Consider the following 19,396-nt stretch of genomic DNA (forward strand, 5'->3'; position numbering starts at 1 on the left):
CTGAAGTTGATTGAATGTGTGTTGGACGGGCATTGCGCATGTGCAGTTTGCACTCAATAACTGTACATAAATGCAGTAAAAATAACAAGCAGCCAAAATCCCCCATCTGAAAAAACCATGATTGAAGCCTTGCTGCAACTACTCGCCCCCGGTCAAACTGGACCGTGCTCACGGGTGCAGGCATCAGCACCGGAAGCGGCATTCCTGATTACCGCGATGCGCGGGGCGCCTGGAAACGGCCCGCGCCTGTCACGCTGCAGGAATTCATGGGTGGCCTCCCCGTGCGCCAGCGCTATTGGGCGCGCAGCCTGATTGGTTGGCCCGTGTTTCAGCAGGCACGGCCCAATGCGGCGCACCTTGCCCTGGCGAAACTGGAGCATCTGGGCCGCCTGGCGCAACTCATTACTCAGAATGTCGACGGGCTGCATCAACAGGCTGGCAGCCACCGGGTCGTGGACCTGCATGGGCGTCTCGACACCGTACTCTGCATGCAGTGCGCCCGCCGCTGGCCCCGGGCGGACTGGCAAGCCGCACTGCAGCATGCCAATCCCCGCTGGCAGACCCTGCAAGCCAGCGCGGCCCCCGATGGCGATGCCGATCTGGAAGGCGTGGATTTTTCCGCCTTCGAAGTACCGCCCTGCCCTCACTGCGGTGGTATCGTCAAACCTGATGTCGTTTTCTATGGTGAAAACGTACCAGTGGCGCGTGTACGCTCCGCCATGGAGTGCCTGGAACGCAGCGATGCGCTCCTGATCGTAGGCAGCTCGCTCATGGTGTATTCAGGCCTGCGCTTCGTGCACGCAGCCAAAGCGCGGCGCATACCGATCGCCGCCATCAACCTGGGGGTGACCCGGGCCGATGCCGAACTGGATGTGAAGTTGCACGCACCTTGCGACGAAGCGCTCGCCTTGCTGATCCGTCAGTTGGAAAGCGTTGAGCCCGCTTGAAGAACGTGCGGTACGGGGTTCTCAGGGTTTTCACCCTTGTTTGCATGTTTTTTGCGCAAACGGTTAAGCTAGCGGGATGAGTTCGGTGCTTTCATCCACGCCCCTGCCGGCTGGCCCCTCGCCAGCCCCCCAATTGGCTGCCGCCAACGCGGCTGCGGCCAGTTTTGCCGCGTTGGAAGCTGGGCTTGATTATCTTGACGCCGCCGATGTCGAGCAAGTGCGCCGTGCCTACCGTTTTGCCGATGCCGCTCACTTGGGCCAGTTGCGCCATAGCGGCGAACCCTATATCACCCACCCCATCGCGGTAGCCGCCCAGTGTGCCGAATGGAAGCTCGATGCCCATGCGCTGATGGCGGCCCTGCTGCACGACGCGATGGAAGACTGCGGCGTCACCAAATCCGATCTGGTGGAAAAGTTCGGATCGGCCGTCGCTGAATTGGTCGACGGGCTCACCAAGCTGGATAAGCTGCAATTCACCACGCGCGAGGAAAACCAGGCGGAATCTTTCCGCAAGATGCTGCTGGCCATGGCGCGCGACGTGCGCGTCATCCTTATCAAGCTGGCTGATCGCACGCACAACATGCGCACGATGTCCGACATGCCTCGCAGCAAGTGGGGACGCATTTCCACCGAAACCCTGGAGATCTACGCGCCCATCGCCCACCGCCTGGGCCTCAACCAGACCTACCGGGAACTGCAAGACTTGGCTTTCCGGCATCTGAAGCCCTGGCGCTACAGCGTGCTGTCCAAAGCCGTCAGCCGCGCGCGCCATCGCCGGCGGGACCTGATCCAGAAGGTGCAGCACGAGCTCGAAACCACCTTGGCTGAAGCCGGCCTGCCCGCGCGCATCATCGGGCGCGAAAAGACGCTGTATTCCATCTACCGCAAGATGACGGAAAAGCGCCTGTCGTTCGCGCAGGTCAATGACCTCTACGGCGTGCGCGTGGTGCTGAGCGGCGTCATCAGCTGCTATACGGCGATGGGCCTTCTGCATCAGCTCTACAAGCCGGTACCGGGGCGGTTCAAGGATTACATCGCCATCCCGAAAATCAACGGCTACCAGTCGCTGCACACCACGCTGGTCGGCCCGGCCAGCGTCAATATCGAGTTTCAGATACGCACCGAAGCCATGGACCTGGTCGCCGAGTCAGGCGTGGCCGCGCATTGGCTCTACAAGGTGGGTGAACACGACACGCATGGCGAGCAACTCGGCACCCAATGGCTTCAATCGCTGCTCGATATCCAGAGCGAAACGCGCGATGCTACCGAGTTCTGGGACCACATCCGCGTGGATCTGTTCCCCGACGCGGTGTATGTCTTTACCCCGAAAGGCCAGATCATGGCGCTGCCGCAAGGCGCCACAGTCGTCGATTTTGCCTATGCCATTCACAGCAACATCGGCGACCACACGGTAGCTGCCAAGGTCAACGGAGAGCAGGTGCCGCTGCGCAGCGAGCTTGCCAATGGCGATGTGATCGAAATCATTACCGCCGCGGTCTCTTCGCCCAATCCGGCCTGGCTCGGTTTTGTCCGCACGGGCCGGGCGCGCTCGCGTATCCGCCATCACCTGAAGACGCTGGCCCACAATGAATCCAGCCAGTTGGGCGAAAAACTGCTGGCTCAGGCCCTGCGTGCCGAAGGCGTCAGCCATTTGCCTGGTGCGGAGTCGGCCGAAAAACCCCTTTGGGAAAAACTCCAGCGCTTCACGGGCAATCGCACCCGGGACGAGCTGATGACCGATATAGGCCTGGGCAAGCGCAGTGCCAGCATGGTCGCCAAGCGGCTTGTCATGCTTCTCGCCGAGCAAGGGTACAAGCCCGACGCCCTGCTGCTCACCCGTGAGCGTTTCACCGCGCACGAGAATCTCTCGCAAGGAGCCTTCATGCTTGATGGCGGAGAAAACACCTCCGTCAAATACGCCACCTGCTGCCGCCCGATCCCGGGGGATGGGGTCGTGGGCTACCTGGGACGCGGCGAAGGCCTTGTCGTTCACACCGACGATTGCTCCGTGGCGCGCCGCCTGCAGAACAAGGATGCCGAGCGCTTCATCACCGTGGCCTGGGCCGATGAGCCGGTACGCACTTTCGAAGTCGGCATCGTCGTCACCGTCACCAACGGCAAGGGCGTGCTGGCCCGGGTGGCCGCGGCGCTGGCCGAGTCCGAGGCAGACATCGTCCATCTGGGCATGACGGACGAAGCCGGCCAGGACGCCCTGGATCTGCGCTTTGTCATCTCGGTTCGCGACAAAACGCATCTCGAAGCCGTATTGCGAACCCTGCAGCGCACGCACTCGGTATTGCGGGCCTCACGAATCAAGTCCACGAGCTAGACCAAAAGTCCCTTAGGGCCATCCATCGTGGATGGCATTGCTTTTTTGAACTGATGGAACGCTTTGCGCGCCGGCGTTACCAACCTTGTGTACCGCCACGGCGGGTTCACGGGAAGCCATCAGAATGCGCTCGATCAGCCAAGACTCTTTTTAGCGAGATTGCTTCAGGGCGCCGATCCTTCTCTCGTCACCCCCCCGCCAGCCGGGAAAGGCCAGCCAGGAGCCCGCGCAGAGGCCAGGCCGCAAGCCCAAACCATCACCCCGCCACCGGCCAAGCCCGAAACCCAGCCCGCCCAACGCCCAGCCCTGGAGGAGCGCCAGGCGCAAGCCTCCCAGTCAGCCCCCAAACTGGTGCGCCTGGCTCGCTATAGCGCACTGCCCTCACAGTCCGAGTTGCTGGTTGAATCCAGGAGTTCGCGCGAAGCCACTTCCGCCAAGCCCGCCCGCCTGCCGTCGGTCAGCCAGGCCATGGCCCGCCTCGGCCCGCCAAAGACCAACACACTTCTCGAATGGCTGCTCAGCTTCTTCTCAAGCAACAAGCCCAGCGACCCTGCATCGGCTGTCCAGACCAAGGTTTTAGGCGGGCTGGAGGCCTACCACAACGCCTGCAACACCCGAGACGGCGCCACAGCCATGGTCCGTCTGAATGAACTGTCTCAGGAGATAGACCGCGCCGGCGACCACGAAAGCGGCACGACGGAATTCCGGAAAATGGTGGCGGATCTGCGTGAGCGGATCACCAGCGAACGCATCGCCCTTCAAGCCGTGCTCGCCGAGATGCAAGGCGGGCAAGCCCTGCCTGAAAACACCACGCTCCTGCACGCCGTGGATTTCGCACGCGAAGGCCTGTCTCTCGAAAAAATGGAACACCTTCTCAACGAAGGCTTGCAGCCGGATCAGGCGAAAGAGGCCCGGGAGATCCTTGAAGACCGGAAACTGCAAGCCGCCTACACCCGTCAGCCTGTGGGCTACAAGCTCATCCTCGGCAATCTTCAGTCCTACCATGATGCCTGCGACATGCGTGGCGGAGGCACGAGCCTGCTGTCCCACGCCGGCGTGGCCGAAGTGGCCCTGGCGCAACTGGGCGAGCTGAGCGAGGCCATAGACCGCTACCTCACCCACCCCCAGAACAAGGAGAACAAGGAGCTCAAGCAGACCTTGCAAGATCTGCGCGCCCAGATTTCCATCGAACACAAGGTTCTGGCCGGGGTTCTGACCGAGCTGAAAGAAGGCGTTCCCCTCCCCGAAGACGCCGCTTTATCGCACGCTCTGGCCTTCGCCCGCGAAGGCGTTTCCCTCAAGGACATGGCGCGGCTGATGGAAAAAGGGCTGCTGCGCCACCAAGCCGCAGACGCCCGCGAGTTGCTGGACAGCGAACGGGCATCCAGCATGATGAGCGATTTCGAAAAACGCCCCCCGGAAGAAAAAGCGCGCATCACTCGTGACTACAACGAAGGCGAAATACTTCTGCTTCAACTGAGCGGCCTGGGAAGAAAAGGCGGCGACGAATTCCGGCGCCTGGGCATTCCCGTCACCCGCCAGACCGTCGCCATGGAGCGCACCGATGAACAGCGGCTGGGCGATATGTCGCGCCTGGGCAGCGGCGCTTTCAACGAGGTCTACGGCGCCCGTTACGGTGGGCCTGCTGGCATCGTCAATGGTGTTTTCAAACCCCTGAGCAACGAAGAGCACGGGTGGGTTGCCGCCATGATCGGCATCAACACCAGCCAGCCCCAGATAGCCAACCGCAACCTGGCCACCCAGGACATGGCCAAAGCCCTTGGCTTCGATGTGGTGGTTGACTGCCAGATCGGCACCCGCCAGCACCAAGACCCTAAAACGGGCGAAACGAAACTGCAAGTCGGGCTTGTCATGGGCCGCGCTCCAGGCGCAGACGCCCACCATACCTCCGTCCAGCACTTCGAAAACCCCGAGGTGCGCCGTGAGATCATCAAACTCCAGTTGCTGGACCATCTGGTCGGACAGGGTGACCGCCACGGAGGCAACTATTTCATCGATCTCAAGCAGGACAGCGAAGGCCGAACCAAAGTCAAGGTATCGGGTATCGACAATGACCAATGCTTTGGCGAGAACACCACGCACGCCAACGACATCCGCTACGTGCGCAACGATCCCATGCGCGACGGCTACCGCGGCACGAAGATGCCCGAACTGATCGACACTGGCATGGCTGCCGCCATCCGAAGCCTTACACCCGAAAAGTTGGAAACGTCTCTTGGCGACAAGCTCAGCCCGGCCGAAGTGCAAGCCGCCATCAAGCGCCTCCAATCCATGCAGGCGCACGTCGACAAGCTGGAGCGCCAAGACCAAATCCTCACACCTGATCAATGGAACAGCATGTCTGCTCTGGAAGCTTCTCATTATCTGAAGGCCTCCAATAGCTACTTAGCCCGCGATATGGGCTATGCGAAAAAACGTTTCTAAAGCCGTTTCTGAGCAAACGTGAAGCCATCACCGAGACCTGCCCCATGAACACCGACCTGCTTCAAGCTCAAGCCTTCCTGCGAACCGAAGGCATCAGCTTTCCATCACTTCCTAACGGCCTGGCCGAGCAACTGCGCGAGCGCCGCAATGGGGTTTTCTCAACCAGGGCACAGGCTGCCTCCCCCTACGCCCTGGAAGCCTATGTGTCCGAATGGCTGAGATCTGAAAACCCCGCCACTCCCCTCGAATACGCCGTCATCGCCATGGATGGCCACGGCGTCAACAGTTGGGCCTTTCATTACTATCTGGTAGCAGGGCCTCTTGCACTGTTCATTCAACTGCCATGGGGCGGCGCCTACACCGACAAGGCCCTTGCCCTGGCCGAAATCGAGCGCATCATGACTTGGGCACAGCCCTTGCCCGAGCGCCTGAACCAATTGCAAGGCCAAGGCCGGCTGGATCCCACACAAAAGCTGGTCGTCGTCCTGACGCATTTTTCCGACGCGCGTTGGGCTTGGGTTCGCCTGAACGACGTGGCACCAGAAGACATCGCCTGGCAGCCCGCCCAGCAGATGCTGGCTCACATCAACGAAGAACTTGACACGCTGAGCACACAAGCCGCTTGAAGCCTCCACTAACCATGAACACACCTGATCGCCTGCAAGCACTGGTGGCCGAGTTGGGCCTGCGCTTGAAGCTCAATGAACTCCAGCTGGACACCCATGGCGGTTGCGCCATTGAGCTGGACCGCCGCATAACTGTCAACCTGCAGTACCGCGAGCTTGAAGACGAACTCTGGCTCTATGCAGACCTCGGCCTCGCCCCCATGCGCAGCCCCGCGTTCTACGAAAGCCTGCTGCAAGCCAACCTGTTCTGGCGGCAGACAGCCGGCGGCACCCTCAGCCTGTCCGGAGACGAGCCGCCCCACGTCGTGCTGGCCCGCTCCCTTGACTGGTTGCGCATGGATATTTCAAGCTTCGGCGCCGCGGTGGAAACTTTCGTCAACGCTGTTGAAGACTGGCAGGAGCAACTCATCAAGGCAGATGCCGATACCAGCGCAAGCATTGGCGCCAGCGCATCCGCCGCAGGTGTCACCGAGTTGCTGATGCGGTCTCGGGCATGACAGGGGTTACCTCACGAGTCATCTGTTCATCGGACGACGAAGTCAGGACCAGTCAATACACGATGTACGGTTTCGCGTAGCCAGACATGACCGGGGTCAGTCTCCGAGCGTTCGTGCCACACCGATCTTGCTGAGATCAAATCCGCCTCGAAGGGCAGCGGCAGGCAACGTATGTGCGAAGGGCCACCGAGAACGCGCCAGGTTCGCGCCGGCACGGTCATGATGTAGTCCGTCCGTTTCAGGATCAGCGGCCCTGCGAGGAAATGAGGTAACCGAAGAGCAACCTTGCGCGCCCTCCCCATGGCTTTGAGGCGAATATCTATGATGCCCGGTCCGCGCCCGGGTGGATCGACGGAAATATGCAACGCGTCAAAATACTGCTCCATGGAGAGCGAATCCCGGATCGTTGGATGATCCGAGCGCAACATGCAGACATAGGGCTGATCGAATAGATGCTGCTCCTGGAAACCCGGCTTGTCGGCCGCAAAGGTGCCGATTGTGAGGTCCGCATGCCCACGCAGCAAGGCTTCATAGTGCTCGCCCATCGCCAGGTGGAGCACCCGCAGCGTGATATTCGGTGCAAGCAGGCTGAACTGCTCAAGCAGCAGCGGCAAATAGCTCAACTCGCCGATCTCGGAAAGAATCAGGCTGAAGTTACGGACCGCCGAGCCCGGGTCGAAAGCCTCTTGGCCGCGGAAGGCTCGCATGGCGATGTCCAGCGATTCGGCCAAAGGCTCGAGCATATTCATCGCCACCGCCGTCGGCACCATGCCTTGCCCTGTGTTGACGAACAATTGATCATTGCATAGCACACGCAGCCGTGCAAGCGCATGGCTGACCGATGACTGCGCCAGGCCGAGTTGCTCTCCCGCCGCCGTGACGCTGCGAGATTGGGCGACCGCCAGGAAAACACGGATCAGGTTGAGATCAAAGTTCTTGGGAAGCATGAATCTCAGGCATGGGTGGTATGGAAATAATACATTGGCCCTTCACGCATCCGCTTCCTAGAATTCCCTGCATTCGAACGCTTGCAGAGACAACAGGATGACAACAACGGCAGAGGTCATTGACAGTGGCGGAATCCAGGTTTCTTTCGATGATCTTCTTGGGAGAGGCCTGCCCGGCAACCATACGCTGCCAGGCACCGAGATCGAGCACTACTTTCACGCGGTCAGCAACTTCGTCCACACCTTCGATTTCAAGCCCGGGGACTCATTGGTCCTGTTGACCGACAAGCTGCTTGACCCCCGCGTCGTCTCGGCGATCACCGGCCTGGCGGCCGCCCACGGCATAGAACCCATCACGGTGACCATGCCAACCACCAATGTCCTGGCCATTCCCGAGGATATAAAGCCCATACTCGACAAGGCAAGCTTTGTGGTCTCGACCTGGTACTGCTCGGTCATGGATCCCTACTGCATCCGCTTGCGCCGGGAAAAAGGGCAGCGGTGGGTCAAGATCACCTTTTTCCGCAACCTGGATCTGCTCAAGACCCCTCAGGCCCGCTTCCCCACCGAGCTCGTTGGCGAAATCGTGCGCGCAACCGCGCGGCGCTTTCCCCGGAACGTCGACTGCGAATTGCGCTTCACGGATTCGCGCGGCAGCGACCTGAGAATCCCCCTGACCGCGGCAATGATTGACCGGACTCTGGACAGCAACCGTTGGCGCGGCGAAGTACTGGCGACAAACCCGGGCTCCTACGTTCACTACCTGCCCACCCACGGCCCCAACTTGTTCGACCCACTCTTCATCAGTCCGGATGCGGGGCGAAATTTCAAATCGCATGGCACTCTATATGCACAATGGGCGGTTGGATTCGCACAGCCTTTCAGGGAACGCATCGGCGTGCGCTTTGAGGACAATCGAGTGGTGGAAGTCTCCGGTGAATCCCACGATGCCGAGGTTCTGCGCGAGATGCTGATCGGCGGCGAGTTGATTGAATTAGGTTGCGGCTTCAACCCCAAGTGGCCTCGGCATCTGATCTACCCGGCTGGATCAAACTCCCCAGGCGCCCTTCACTATGGCATTGATCTGACTCAGCCAGCCGACTACATCAAGCGCATGCTTCCCCAGTGGGAAGAGCCGCCAGTCCATGTCGATCTGGTGAGCTTCGACACCACGGTGGATGCCAACGACCAGCGGCTGGTGACGGCCGGATTCCTGGAGGCGCTCCGCGACGAAGACGTCGTCGCCTTGGCTGCCCGGTACGGCGAACCCGTCGATCTGCTGCAAAACTGGCCTGTCTGAACGGATTCAGGAAAACCATAGATGAGCATCTACCTGGGACCTTCCGACCTTCAGACTCTCTTCGCACGGCGCATCGTCACGGCCAGGGAATGCGTCGACGTCGTCGCCCAGGCCTTCGAGGAGCACGGACGAGGCAGCGTCGAAGCGCTGCCGCGCCGGATCCTGTGGGCTTCAGCGCAACACAAGGAGCCACGCGCCCGCGCGCTGAAACTCAGTGCGGCCTATATGCAGGACAGCAAGGTCATGGGCGCATCCATCTATTCGACGCACTTCCAACCGGGGAGCGTCAACATGTGGATCACCGTGTTCAGCGGCGAGTCTGGCGATATGCTGGGCGTCATCAACAGCAAGCATGTGAGCGTCTGGAAAACCGCTTCCACCGCCACTGTCGCCGCGCGGGCTCTCGCCCGCCCTGGCGCGCGCCGCATGGCCTTGATCGGAACCGGCAGCTATGCGCTGGAACAGTTGACCTTCATGGCCGAGGTGCTCCCGCTCGATGAAGTTCGTTGTTTCAGCCGGGATCCAGACCGGCTGGCAAGCTTCTGCGCCCGGGCGAGCACGGCCTCGGGCATTCCGGTGCAGGCCGCGAACTCGGCACGCGCCGCAGTGGCTGAAGCAGACGTCGTGACCACCATGACCACCTCGCCCGTGCCTGTGTTGGAGGGCGCCTGGCTTCCAGAAGGCGCGCATTGCAACGTCATGGGGCAGCACGCACCATCCGCGCGCGAAGTAGACACGGCGGCCGTTCTGCGCTCGCGCCTGGTGGTGGATTCGCTTGAGCAAGCGCTGGAAGAAAAGGGCGAGATTCTCCTTCCGATCCAGGAGGGTGCGCTCGACGCCAGCCATATCGCCGGAGAACTCGGCGCTGTGCTGGCCGGACGCGTGCCCGGCAGGCGCAGCGCCCATGAAGTGACGATGTTCTGCTCGGGAGGCACCGCTTTCGAATACATGAGCCTGTCCCGCCTGCTGATCGAACGCGCCCGTGAGGCCGGAATCGGCCAGCAGCTCAGCTGAGGCGCACGATCCCGTATGCCTGCCGGGCTCATGAAGACAGACCAAGACCAACGACCGGAGACAAACCAATGACCCATCTGCGACCCCAAATGGCGCGCGCGCTCTTGGCCATGGCTTGCGGCATCTTTGCCGCAGTACCTGCCAGCCACGCACAGGACGCCGCGAAAGATTACCCAGCTCGGCCGATACGCTTCATCGTTGCCCAGACAGCCGGCGGCCCAACGGATCTGGTCGCCAGAACGCTCTCCGAGCGGCTGGGGAAGAGCCTGGGGCAGCCGATCATCGTCGAAAACCGGCCGGGCGCGGGCTCTACGATCGCCACCAACGCCGTCGCGCACTCGGCGCCCGATGGCTACACCATCCTGGTCGCCACGGTCCAGCACATCATCAATCCCTACCTCTTTGTGAAGCTCCCTTACGACTCGGTGAAAGATTTTGCGCCCATCACGGTAGCGGCCCAAGCCCAGTTGCTGTTTCTATGCGGCTCCCAGGTACCCGTGCACGATCTGAAGGAACTTGTCGAGTATGCGAGAAAAAACCCGGGCAAAATCAGCTGGGCTCATTCAGGGGTGGGTGGTACAGGCCACCTGGCGGTTGAACTCCTGCAACTTGAAACCGGCATTGATGTCGTCAAGGTTCCCTACAAAGGCACTCAACCGGCGATGAGCGACGTATTGGGCGGACAGGTTCAGTGCATGTCCGCGGCCACTTCGAGCGCCCTCCCCTTCATCAAGAGCGGGAAACTGCGCCCGCTGGCCATTGCCGGCCCGAAGCGATCCAATTTGCTGCCTGAGGTGAAGACTGTTGGGGAGCAGGGATTCCCGCGCTCCGAAGCGCCCGGCCCGCTGGCGCTGCTGGCGCCCGCCCACACCCCGGCGGCGATCATTGACAAACTTCAGTCCAATATCACCGCGATTGTCAGAAGCCAGGATGTAGAGGACCTATTGGCCGCGCAAGGCATGGAGTCCGTGGGCAATACGCCGGCGCAGTTCGCGGACTATATCCAGCAGGAAGGCCAACGGCTTGGCGACGTCATCCGCAAGGCCGGCATCAAGGCCGAATAAGTAACCTGCGTAGATATTGACCACTAGAAACGCTCTAGACCGGCGCGGGGTACTCCACGCTGAGCACCTCGATCTCTCTGGCTCCGGCCGGAGTTTCCAGCCTTAATACGTCGCCCACGCGCGAACGCAGCAGAGTACGGGCGATGGGGAAACCCAGCTCACTTCGCCTTGCTGGCTCTGCGCCTCGTCAATTCCCTTGATCGTGACCGTGCGCTCGGTGCCGTCGTCTTCGACATAGGTCACGGTTGCGCCGAAGAACACTTGTTCGCCGCCGTGGTGGAGACTCGGATCGGTCACTTCCGCGATTTCCAGGCGCTTGGTCAAAAAACGCACGCGCCGATCGATCTCGCGCAAGCGCTTTTTTCCATAGAGATAATCGCCGTTCTCCGACCGGTCGCCATTCTTGGCCGCCCAATGCACCGTCTCCACGATTTTGGGGCGTTCATCGTCCAGCAAGGTCAGCAACTCGGCACGCAGGCGGGCAAACCCCTGCGGGGTCATGTAGTTGCGGGTACCTGCCGGCAGCGGCGCGCTGGAGCCGCCACCCTCATCATCTTCGTCTTCTCCGTCGGATTCGCGGGTAAATGCCTTGCTCATATCGACCGTCATGCTAACCGGGATACGGTATCCGTGGGAAAATCGGCGTTTTGGCTGCCGTCATCGCGCGCGCAGCCGGGACGCGCATGCGTTCTTGAATACGTTCTTCTTACAAGCCATGTCCTCCTCCACCCTGCACCCCATGCTCAATGTGGCCATCCGGGCCGCACGCGCCGCTGGCGCCATCATCAACCGCGCCGCGCTCGATGTCGAAGCCGTGCGCATCTCCCAGAAACAGGTCAATGACTTCGTCACCGAGGTCGATCACGCCAGCGAAGCTGCCATCATCGAGACCCTGCTGACCGCCTACCCGCAGCATGCCATCCATGCCGAGGAGTCCGGGCGCACCCATGGCAACCAGACCTCCGATCACATCTGGATCATCGATCCCCTCGATGGCACCACCAACTTCATCCACGGCTTTCCCGTCTATTGCGTCAGCATCGCCCTTTCCGTGCGCGGGCGTATCGAGCAGGCCGTGGTCTACGATCCCACTCGCAATGATCTGTTCACCGCCACCCGCGGACGCGGCGCCTACCTCAATGAACGGCGCATCCGCGTGAGCAAACGCACCCAGCTCAACCAGAGCCTGATCGCCACCGGCTTTCCCTTCCGCAAGGGCGATGATTTCCCCACCTACCTGAAGATGATGTCCGATGTCATGCAGCGCACCGCCGGACTGCGCCGCCCGGGCGCGGCTGCGCTCGATCTCGCCTATGTGGCCGCAGGCTATACCGATGGCTATTTCGAGACCGGTCTGAAGCCCTGGGATGTGGCCGCGGGCTCCCTGCTGGTGACCGAGGCGGGCGGGCTGATCGGCAATTTCACCGGCGAGGCCGAGTTCATCGAACAACAGGAGTGCCTGGCCGCCAATCCCCGCATCTATGGCCACTTGGTCGGCTTGTTGCGCAAATACTCCAAGTTCAATGCAGCGTCCTTGCCGGCCGGCACTCCCTCGGAGCCCGCAGCCTCCGATACCGAAGAGCCCTCTGAAGGAGCCGACCAGGCATGACGGAAGGAGACGAGCCCACAGGGGTTCCCGCCAACACGCCCTACCCGCGCGCTGTCCGCAGCTTCGTGACCCGTGCCGGGCGCACCACGACCGGCCAGGCCCGCGCCTTGGCCGACCTTGGGCCGCGCTATGTGCTGGCTTTCGACCCGAACACGCCTGATCTGGCAGCTGCGTGCACCTCGAAAGCAAGCGCCGAGGGCAAGCCCTACACCCGAGTCGTGCTCGAAATCGGCTTCGGGATGGGAGCGGCCACCGCGCACATCGCCGCACTCCAACCTGAAACCCTGTTCATCGGGTGCGAAGTTCATGAACCTGGCGTCGGCGCACTGCTGAAGACCATGGGTGAACAAGGCGTGGAAAACATCCGTATCGTGCAGCACGATGCGGTGGAAGTGCTGGCGAAAATGATCGCCCCCGCCTCTCTGGACGGCATCCACATCTTCTTCCCCGATCCCTGGCACAAGAAGCGCCATCACAAGCGGCGCCTGATCCAGCCGCCTTTCGTGCATGAACTGGCCGCACGCCTCAAGCCCGGAGGCTACCTGCACTGCGCCACCGATTGGCAACCTTATGCCGAGCAGATGCTGGCCGTGCTGGGCGAAGACCCCTTGCTCGCCAACACCGCGCAGGATTACGCGCCCAAGCCAGAATACCGCCCGCTCACCAAATTCGAATTGCGCGGCTTGAAGCTCGGGCACGGCGTGTGGGATCTGGTATTTCGCAAGCGCTGAACAGCGCCGGAAAATACCTGCCCCGGTAGATGGCCCACGCCCCGCGCCCGCTCGATCTTCCTGTACGCGACGGCGTGAGCCCCAGCGCCGTGGCCGTGCCGGCAGGCCCCTGGCCGACGGTGCTGGAATTCCTGGCTGCGCGGCTGCCTGTCCTGAGCCCTGATGATTGGGCTGCCCGGTTGGCCGCGGGCGACGTGCTGGGCGACGACGGGAAGCCCGTCGCCGCCACCGCCGCTTGCCGGGCAGGCCAGCGCCTGCATTACTACCGCTATCTGCCGGATGAGCCTGAAGCCCCACAGAGCGAGGCTATCGTGTTCCAGGACGAGTGGCTGGTGGTGGCAGACAAGCCGCATTTCATGCCGGTAACACCCAGCGGGCGCTTCCTGCACCGAAGCCTGCTGGTGCGGCTGAAACGCCGCTTGGGATTGGCGCACCTGAGTCCCATTCACCGCATCGACCGTGAAACCGCCGGGCTGGTGGCCTTTGCCGTGCAACCGGCCACGCGCGCGGCCTATCAAGGGCTGTTCCGGGAGCGGGCAGTTGAAAAGATGTACGAGGCCATCGCGCCCTATCGCCCCGAGCTTGCTTTGCCTTGCACCCGTGACAGCCGCATCGAAGCCGAGCCGGAACGCTTTTTTCTCTCGCACGAGGCGCCCGGCCAGCCCAACAGCCATACCCGGATCGAGCTGGCCGCCGTCCGTGGCGCCTTGGCCCATTACAAGCTGTATCCGCTCACCGGGCAGCGCCATCAGTTGCGGATCCATATGGCCGCGCTTGGTGTGCCGATCATGGGCGATTCGTTTTACCCGGAGGTGCGGCACGGCCCTGGAGACCCCGACGACACGGATACGCCCTTGCAGCTCTTGGCCAGCCATCTGGCTTTCAAGGACCCGCTGACAGGGCAAAGGCATGAGTTCAACTCAGGGCTCAAACTGAACCTGGCAACGGCGGAAGCGACAGACGCAGCACGTCCCGTTCGATAATGCATTCAAGATGACGCCGCAAGCCCCCTCGCTGTTACCGGATGATCTGCGCATGCTGGAGCGCGGTTGGCTCTCATCCAACAACATCGTCTGCCTGGGCGATACCCCCGCCGTGATTGACACCGGGCACACCAAGCACGCGCCCCAGACGGTCGCCCTGGTGCGCGAGTTGCTGGGTGATCGCCCCCTGGCCACCATCGCGCATACCCATCTGCATAGCGACCACTGCGGCGGCACCGGCCAACTCCAGGCCGCCTGGCCTTCCGCCCATACATGGGCCCCCGTGGAATCCTTGCCTCACGTGCAGGCCTGGGACGAAGATGCCCTCACCTTCGGCGGCACCGGCCAGCGCTGCGACCGGTTCACCGCCAGCAGCGCTCTGGTGCCTGGCGATACCGTGCGGCTTGGCAACTACGATTGGCAGATTCACGCGGCGCCGGGCCATGATGCGCTGGCTGTCCTGTTCTTCGAACCCCTTCACGGCCTGCTGATTTCCGGCGATGCCATGTGGGAAAACGGCGTGGGAGTGATCTTTCCCTATATCGAGGGTTCCGATGGCTTCGACACTTTCACCGATACGCTGACGCTGATCGAGCAATTGGCGCCCCGCGTGGTGATTCCTGGCCATGGAGCGCCGTTCGCGCGTGAAGGCGGAGCCATTGAGGCGGCTCTCGCGTCCTCACGGCAGCGCATCGATTATTTCAAGGCGCACCCGGCGCAGCATGCGCTCTATGCCGCGAAGGTGATGATCAAATACCAGATGATGGATTTTGAAAGCATTCCCCACGCGGACTTCAAAGCCTGGCTGAATGCCATGCCTTTAATGCCCTTGTTGCACCAGCAGCACAGGCCGGACCTGTCCCGTGAGGAGTGGCTCCACATGCTGATGGAATCCCTGTTCGACAAAGGCGTGCTGCGCCGCACTGCGACGCACGTGCTGAACGGCAGCTAGTTACCGTTCCATTGCGGAATCAAGCCGCGTCAGGCTGCCTGGCGGGCTCCGAAAGACGGAACGCCTCAAGCTCCCCGCAGGCCTTGTCCACCGCGCTGATGAGAGGCCAGCGCGCAAGACCCACCCGGAACCGCCGCGCACTTTCGACCTGGGGAATCAGGTACACATCGGCCAGGGTGGGTGCATCTCCAAAGCTGAAGCGTCCGCGGCGGGTGTCCGCTGCCAGCAGTGCCTCGTAGGCATCGAAGCCGGTTGTGATCCACGTACCGCACCAGGCATTGACAGCCGCTTCATCAGCCCCAAAACTCTTGCGCAGATACTCGAGGATGCGGCGGTTGTTGATCGGATGCACATCGCAACCCACGATAGCGGCAAGCGCCCGGACTCGGGCACGCGCATCGGCATCGGCCGGCAGAAGCGCCGGTGTGGGGTATTTCTCCTCCAGCCATTCGATGATGGCGGGTGACTGGATCAGCACCTGCTTGCCGTCCACCTCCAGCGCTGGCACCAGTTGCTGCGGATTGAGCGCCTTGAAGGCCTCCGTGAGGTGCGCCTCCTTGCCCAGGTGCACCGCCAGATACTCGTAGCTCAGCCCCTTGAGATGGAGTGCAATACGGGTGCGGTGCGACGTACCGCTGCGCCAGAAGTTGTGGAGCTTCATGGCACTCATTCGGCGTTGCCGATGGCCAGGCTCACTTCAGCCACGCCTTCGACACGGCCGGTGATCTTGTCGCCAGCGACCACCGGACCCACGCCTTCAGGGGTGCCGGTGTAGATCAGATCGCCAGGCTGCAAATGATAGAAGAGCGACAGATCGGCAATGATCTCCCGGATGTCCCAGATCAGTTTGTCGACGTTGGACGATTGTCTGGTCTCACCGTTGACCTCCAGCTTGACGGCACCCTGGCCGATCACCACGCCTTCCATGGGGACGATTTCGCTGCACACCGAACCATCTTCGATGTCCTTGCCCAGATCCCAGGGCCGGCCCTTGTCCCTGGCCACCAGTTGCAGGTCGCGGCGCGTCATATCCAGGCCAGCGGCATAGCCATAGATGATTTCGTGCGCGTTTTCGGCACTGACGCGAAAACCGGCCTTGCCCACGGCCAGCACCAGTTCCATTTCGTAATGGTAGTTGGCCGTCTCCGGCGGATAGGCCACGGTGGCGCCGCTTTGCACGAGCGTCTGTGGCGCCTTGGTGAAATAGAAAGGCCGCTCTACCGTTTTGTCCACGGGTTTGCCCATCTCGACGGCGTGCGCATGGTAGTTGCGGCCGACGAAGAACAGGCGGTTGATGGCGAAGCGCTCGGCCTTGCCGCGGATCGGCAGGGATTGAATGGCGGGAGGGGGGAACAGGTATTGGCTCATGTGGAATGCTCGTGAAAATCAGGATTGCGAAGGCATGGAGGGCTGCTCGTCGGCGCGTATCTCGTAGACACCCAGCTTGCGGTGCAGAGGCGACTCGTCAGCCACGAACAGGAAAGCTGGTTCGCTGCCGGAAAGATTGGCCAGTGTGGTGGCGCAATAGCCCGGGATGCAGCAGGTGTCGGCGGACCTCAGGTCAAAGCCCTGCCCGCCGGCTGCCACACGGGCTGCGCCTTCAATGGCATGGTAAACCGCTGCTGGCGAGCGGGCTGGCAACGTCAGCGTCTGCCCCGGCCGCAACATCAGGGCATGGAAGCCGAGAATGTTTTCGGCGTCTTCGCCTGTCTCGGGATTGATGTAGGTGACTTGCACGGCCTCCAGATCAGGCTGATCCTCGGCGAGAGACTGCAGCGCGGCGCGGGCATCGGTCCAGGGGTAGCGCAGCATCGGATAGCGCCGGCCGCTGCGGCCGAAAACCGGCGTCGGCACGACACCTGCACGAGCGTAGGCACGGTTGCCCTGGCTTTGCTTGGTGTTCTGGCGATCCCCGTTGAGGTGGTAGCTCACCTCCAGGTAGTGGGCCAGGGGCAGATCGAGCACGTCCAGCCAGATCACCGGATCGGAGCCGTCGTGCCCGTGCTCATGCCAGAGCCCTGTTGGCGTGAGAATCAGGTCCCCCCGGCTCATCTGGCAGCGTTCGCCATCCACCGTGGTCCAGGCACCCTCGCCCTCCACCACCATGCGCACCGCATTGGGCGTATGCCGGTGCGAAGGTGCCCATTCGCCGGGCAGCAGAAGTTGCATGCCCAGGTAGATGGCCGAGCTGGCCTGCATTTTCTCCAGCCCATGCCCTGGATTGGCCAGCACCAGCACGCGGCGCTCTGCCTTCTCGATCGGTGTCAAGTCCCCAGCCTGCATCAGCAGGGGTTTGATCGATTGATAGGGCCAATAAGTCGGGCTGGTCTGGCGAGCCGGCACCTTGGGCGGCAACAGGCTGCGCAGGCTGGGCCACAGGGGCACCAGGTTCAGCTTCCTGAGTTCGTCACGGTAAGACTGAGGCAACTCTTCCAGAGTGCCCAGGGGTTGATCTTCTGCGGCCATGCCGGTTTCCTTGAAATACGATTGAGACGAAACAGCGAGAGAGGTGTCGCTCCAGGAACGTGTTCTTACACGCCGAGATAGTCGTGGACGATCTGCTTGTCGGCGCGCAAGGCCTCGGACGTGCCGGACCAGACCACACGCCCTTTCTCGATCACGATGTGCCGGTCGGCCAGTTGCAGCAACGGGCCCAGATTCTTGTCGATGACGATCAGCGAGAGTCCTTCGGCCTTGAGCTCGCCCAGCGAGCGCCAGATTTCGGCACGGATCAGCGGCGCAAGACCTTCCGTCGCCTCATCGAGCACCATGAGCCGGGGATTGGTCATGAGCGCGCGGCCGATGGCCAGCATCTGCTGCTCGCCACCGGAAAGCTGCGAGCCGAGATTGCTGCGGCGTTCCTTGAGACGAGGGAAGAAGCCGTAGACGCGTTCGAGCGTCCAGGGGCGCAGGCCGTGGCCCGTCCGCGAACGAGCGGTCGCCACCAGGTTCTCCTCCACCGTGAGGTTGGGAAAAACCTGCCGCCCCTCGGGCACCAGGCCCAAGCCCTGTTGCGCGATGGCAAAGGAAGGCCGGTTTTCGATGTTCCGGCCCGCGAATTCGATACTGCCGCCGCTGGCGCGCAACAGGCCGAAGAGGCACTTGATGGTGGTAGAGCGCCCCATGCCATTGCGGCCCAGCAGCGTGACGACCTCGCCCTCGCCGACCGAAAAATCGATGCCGAACAAGACCTTGGCCGCCCCATACCCTGCATGAAGGCCCTTGACGTCCAACAATGCCTTCATCATGCGATCTCCTCGTCGCCCAGGTATATCGTGCGCACTTCGCTGTTGCCGCGTACCTCTTCGGGCGTTCCGGTCATCAGGATACGGCCATAGACCAGCACGCTGATCCGGTCCGCCAGTGCGAACACCGCATTCATGTCGTGCTCGACCAGCAGGATGGTGTAGCGCCGCTTGAGCGATTGCAGCAGCTCGATCACCTTGGCTGACTCCTGCACGCTCATGCCCGCCATCGGCTCGTCCAGCAGCAGGAACTTGGGCCGCGCCGCCAGCGCCATCGCCAATTCGAGCTGGCGCCGCTCTCCGTAGCCCAGTTCGGAGGCCCGCAGATCGGCCAGCGCCTGCAGCCCGGCGGCGGCGATGCCGTCATCAGCAGCCGCCACGGCGGCCGCATCGTCCAGCAGGCTCAGCCAGAAGCGGAAGGCGTGCCGCTTGGCGCCCATGGCGGCCAGCGCCGCGTTTTCCCGCACCGTGAACTCGTCAAACACCGAGGTAATCTGGTAAGAGCGCAGCAGGCCCTGGCGCGCGCGGGCATGTATGCCGTGCGAGGTCACGTCCCGGCCCTCGAAGAGCACCGATCCGCTGTCGGAGCGCAGCTCGCCCGAGAGCTGGTTGATGAGCGTGGTCTTGCCTGCGCCGTTGGGACCAATGATCGCGTGCAATTCACCCGGGGCGATGTCCAGCGACACCTCGTCGGTCACGAGCAACGC

At 62.2% G+C, this 19,396-nt stretch carries 18 protein-coding genes and 2 pseudogenes; 12 read left to right on the forward strand and 8 right to left on the reverse strand.

Annotation, left to right across the window (positions count from 1 at the left end; translation table 11 throughout):
• Window positions 1-164: 164 nt before the first annotated feature.
• The 5 genes from WJU18_RS16890 to WJU18_RS16910 all read left to right on the forward strand — a co-directional run bounded on the left by WJU18_RS16890 (window position 165) and on the right by WJU18_RS16910 (window position 6,844).
• A complete protein-coding gene (locus WJU18_RS16890; protein WP_423454110.1) occupies window positions 165-947 on the forward strand; it encodes an NAD-dependent protein deacetylase in 783 nt (260 codons plus the stop codon).
• Between the two features lie 76 nt (window positions 948-1,023).
• Window positions 1,024-3,276: a RelA/SpoT family protein gene (locus tag WJU18_RS16895; protein ID WP_423454112.1), complete on the forward strand. Its 2,253-nt coding sequence runs from the start codon at window positions 1,024-1,026 to the stop codon at window positions 3,274-3,276.
• A 159-nt stretch (window positions 3,277-3,435) separates the two neighbouring features.
• Window positions 3,436-5,721: a hypothetical protein gene (locus WJU18_RS16900; RefSeq protein ID WP_423454114.1), complete on the forward strand. Its 2,286-nt coding sequence runs from the start codon at window positions 3,436-3,438 to the stop codon at window positions 5,719-5,721.
• A 44-nt stretch (window positions 5,722-5,765) separates the two neighbouring features.
• On the forward strand, window positions 5,766-6,347 hold the full coding sequence (locus WJU18_RS16905; RefSeq protein WP_423454116.1) for a hypothetical protein: 582 nt from the start codon (window positions 5,766-5,768) through the stop codon (window positions 6,345-6,347).
• Window positions 6,348-6,361: 14 nt separating this feature from the next.
• Window positions 6,362-6,844 carry a type III secretion system chaperone gene (locus WJU18_RS16910; RefSeq protein ID WP_423454118.1) on the forward strand — a complete coding sequence of 161 codons (483 nt, stop codon included), beginning with the start codon at window positions 6,362-6,364 and terminating at the stop codon, window positions 6,842-6,844.
• A gap of 26 nt (window positions 6,845-6,870) precedes the next feature.
• Here WJU18_RS16910 and WJU18_RS16915 read toward each other — a convergent pair whose 3' ends face one another.
• Complete coding sequence (locus WJU18_RS16915) at window positions 6,871-7,791, reverse strand: LysR substrate-binding domain-containing protein (RefSeq protein WP_423454120.1); 921 nt, start codon at window positions 7,789-7,791, stop codon at window positions 6,871-6,873.
• Between the two features lie 97 nt (window positions 7,792-7,888).
• Here WJU18_RS16915 and WJU18_RS16920 point away from each other — a divergent pair, with 97 nt between their 5' ends.
• From WJU18_RS16920 to WJU18_RS16930, 3 genes are all read left to right on the forward strand, one after another.
• Complete coding sequence (locus WJU18_RS16920) at window positions 7,889-9,091, forward strand: hypothetical protein (RefSeq protein WP_423454122.1); 1,203 nt, start codon at window positions 7,889-7,891, stop codon at window positions 9,089-9,091.
• 21 nt (window positions 9,092-9,112) lie between these two features.
• Window positions 9,113-10,105 carry an ornithine cyclodeaminase family protein gene (locus tag WJU18_RS16925; RefSeq protein WP_423454124.1) on the forward strand — a complete coding sequence of 331 codons (993 nt, stop codon included), beginning with the start codon at window positions 9,113-9,115 and terminating at the stop codon, window positions 10,103-10,105.
• Between the two features lie 68 nt (window positions 10,106-10,173).
• Complete coding sequence (locus tag WJU18_RS16930) at window positions 10,174-11,169, forward strand: Bug family tripartite tricarboxylate transporter substrate binding protein (RefSeq protein ID WP_423454126.1); 996 nt, start codon at window positions 10,174-10,176, stop codon at window positions 11,167-11,169.
• A 34-nt stretch (window positions 11,170-11,203) separates the two neighbouring features.
• On the opposite strand, the pseudogene greB reads toward WJU18_RS16930, so the two are convergent.
• Window positions 11,204-11,766, reverse strand: a pseudogene (gene greB, locus WJU18_RS16935) (transcription elongation factor GreB).
• 118 nt (window positions 11,767-11,884) lie between these two features.
• Here greB and WJU18_RS16940 point away from each other — a divergent pair.
• The 4 genes from WJU18_RS16940 to WJU18_RS16955 are packed head-to-tail and all read left to right on the forward strand — an operon-like array spanning window position 11,885 to window position 15,444.
• Window positions 11,885-12,778, forward strand: coding sequence for an inositol monophosphatase family protein (locus WJU18_RS16940; protein WP_423454128.1), 894 nt, complete (start codon window positions 11,885-11,887; stop codon window positions 12,776-12,778).
• The gene (gene trmB / locus WJU18_RS16945; RefSeq protein WP_423454129.1) at window positions 12,775-13,509 is read left to right on the forward strand and encodes a tRNA (guanosine(46)-N7)-methyltransferase TrmB; all 735 of its coding nucleotides are present in this window, start codon (window positions 12,775-12,777) and stop codon (window positions 13,507-13,509) included. Before WJU18_RS16940 ends, trmB begins: the two co-directional genes overlap by 4 nt.
• Window positions 13,510-13,538: 29 nt before the next feature.
• On the forward strand, window positions 13,539-14,492 hold the full coding sequence (locus WJU18_RS16950; protein WP_423454130.1) for a pseudouridine synthase: 954 nt from the start codon (window positions 13,539-13,541) through the stop codon (window positions 14,490-14,492).
• 10 nt (window positions 14,493-14,502) lie between these two features.
• Complete coding sequence (locus WJU18_RS16955) at window positions 14,503-15,444, forward strand: MBL fold metallo-hydrolase (protein WP_423454132.1); 942 nt, start codon at window positions 14,503-14,505, stop codon at window positions 15,442-15,444.
• Window positions 15,445-15,463: 19 nt separating this feature from the next.
• On the opposite strand, the gene maiA is transcribed toward WJU18_RS16955, so the two are convergent.
• The 6 genes and pseudogenes from maiA to WJU18_RS16985 form a co-directional block, all read right to left on the reverse strand.
• Window positions 15,464-16,105, reverse strand: coding sequence for a maleylacetoacetate isomerase (maiA, locus tag WJU18_RS16960; RefSeq protein ID WP_423454134.1), 642 nt, complete (start codon window positions 16,103-16,105; stop codon window positions 15,464-15,466).
• A gap of 5 nt (window positions 16,106-16,110) precedes the next feature.
• A complete protein-coding gene (locus tag WJU18_RS16965; RefSeq protein WP_423454136.1) occupies window positions 16,111-16,812 on the reverse strand; it encodes a fumarylacetoacetate hydrolase family protein in 702 nt (233 codons plus the stop codon).
• Window positions 16,813-16,830: 18 nt separating this feature from the next.
• Window positions 16,831-17,910 carry a cupin domain-containing protein gene (locus WJU18_RS16970; protein ID WP_423454138.1) on the reverse strand — a complete coding sequence of 360 codons (1,080 nt, stop codon included), beginning with the start codon at window positions 17,908-17,910 and terminating at the stop codon, window positions 16,831-16,833.
• 65 nt (window positions 17,911-17,975) lie between these two features.
• Window positions 17,976-18,689, reverse strand: coding sequence for an ABC transporter ATP-binding protein (locus WJU18_RS16975; protein ID WP_423461025.1), 714 nt, complete (start codon window positions 18,687-18,689; stop codon window positions 17,976-17,978).
• Window positions 18,689-18,964 (reverse strand): hypothetical protein, encoded by a 276-nt coding sequence (locus WJU18_RS16980; RefSeq protein WP_423461026.1) that lies wholly within the window; start codon window positions 18,962-18,964, stop codon window positions 18,689-18,691. The genes WJU18_RS16975 and WJU18_RS16980 overlap by 1 nt, the downstream gene beginning before the upstream one ends.
• 9 nt (window positions 18,965-18,973) lie before the next feature.
• Window positions 18,974-19,372 (reverse strand): annotated as a pseudogene (locus WJU18_RS16985) (ATP-binding cassette domain-containing protein); the annotation flags it as partial.
• Window positions 19,373-19,396 lie beyond the last annotated feature (24 nt).

The sequence above is a fragment of the Ottowia sp. VDI28 genome (assembly GCF_049532675.1).
Lineage (GTDB): Bacteria > Pseudomonadota > Gammaproteobacteria > Burkholderiales > Burkholderiaceae_C > Ottowia.

Bases quoted from the DNA above. Each gene is read 5' to 3' on its own strand.
- WJU18_RS16895 (WP_423454112.1), top strand. From the start codon at position 1,024: ATGAGTTCGGTGCTTTCATCCACGCCCCTGCCGGCTGGCCCCTCGCCA.
- WJU18_RS16905 (WP_423454116.1), top strand. From the start codon at position 5,766: ATGAACACCGACCTGCTTCAAGCTCAAGCCTTCCTGCGAACCGAAGGC.
- WJU18_RS16910 (WP_423454118.1), top strand. From the start codon at position 6,362: ATGAACACACCTGATCGCCTGCAAGCACTGGTGGCCGAGTTGGGCCTG.
- WJU18_RS16915 (WP_423454120.1), bottom strand. From the start codon at position 7,791: ATGCTTCCCAAGAACTTTGATCTCAACCTGATCCGTGTTTTCCTGGCG.
- WJU18_RS16920 (WP_423454122.1), top strand. From the start codon at position 7,889: ATGACAACAACGGCAGAGGTCATTGACAGTGGCGGAATCCAGGTTTCT.
- WJU18_RS16925 (WP_423454124.1), top strand. From the start codon at position 9,113: ATGAGCATCTACCTGGGACCTTCCGACCTTCAGACTCTCTTCGCACGG.
- WJU18_RS16930 (WP_423454126.1), top strand. From the start codon at position 10,174: ATGACCCATCTGCGACCCCAAATGGCGCGCGCGCTCTTGGCCATGGCT.
- WJU18_RS16940 (WP_423454128.1), top strand. From the start codon at position 11,885: ATGTCCTCCTCCACCCTGCACCCCATGCTCAATGTGGCCATCCGGGCC.
- trmB (WP_423454129.1), top strand. From the start codon at position 12,775: ATGACGGAAGGAGACGAGCCCACAGGGGTTCCCGCCAACACGCCCTAC.
- WJU18_RS16950 (WP_423454130.1), top strand. From the start codon at position 13,539: ATGGCCCACGCCCCGCGCCCGCTCGATCTTCCTGTACGCGACGGCGTG.
- WJU18_RS16955 (WP_423454132.1), top strand. From the start codon at position 14,503: ATGACGCCGCAAGCCCCCTCGCTGTTACCGGATGATCTGCGCATGCTG.
- maiA (WP_423454134.1), bottom strand. From the start codon at position 16,105: ATGAAGCTCCACAACTTCTGGCGCAGCGGTACGTCGCACCGCACCCGT.
- WJU18_RS16965 (WP_423454136.1), bottom strand. From the start codon at position 16,812: ATGAGCCAATACCTGTTCCCCCCTCCCGCCATTCAATCCCTGCCGATC.
- WJU18_RS16970 (WP_423454138.1), bottom strand. From the start codon at position 17,910: ATGGCCGCAGAAGATCAACCCCTGGGCACTCTGGAAGAGTTGCCTCAG.
- WJU18_RS16975 (WP_423461025.1), bottom strand. From the start codon at position 18,689: ATGAAGGCATTGTTGGACGTCAAGGGCCTTCATGCAGGGTATGGGGCG.
- WJU18_RS16980 (WP_423461026.1), bottom strand. From the start codon at position 18,964: ATGGCGCTGGCGGCGCGGCCCAAGTTCCTGCTGCTGGACGAGCCGATG.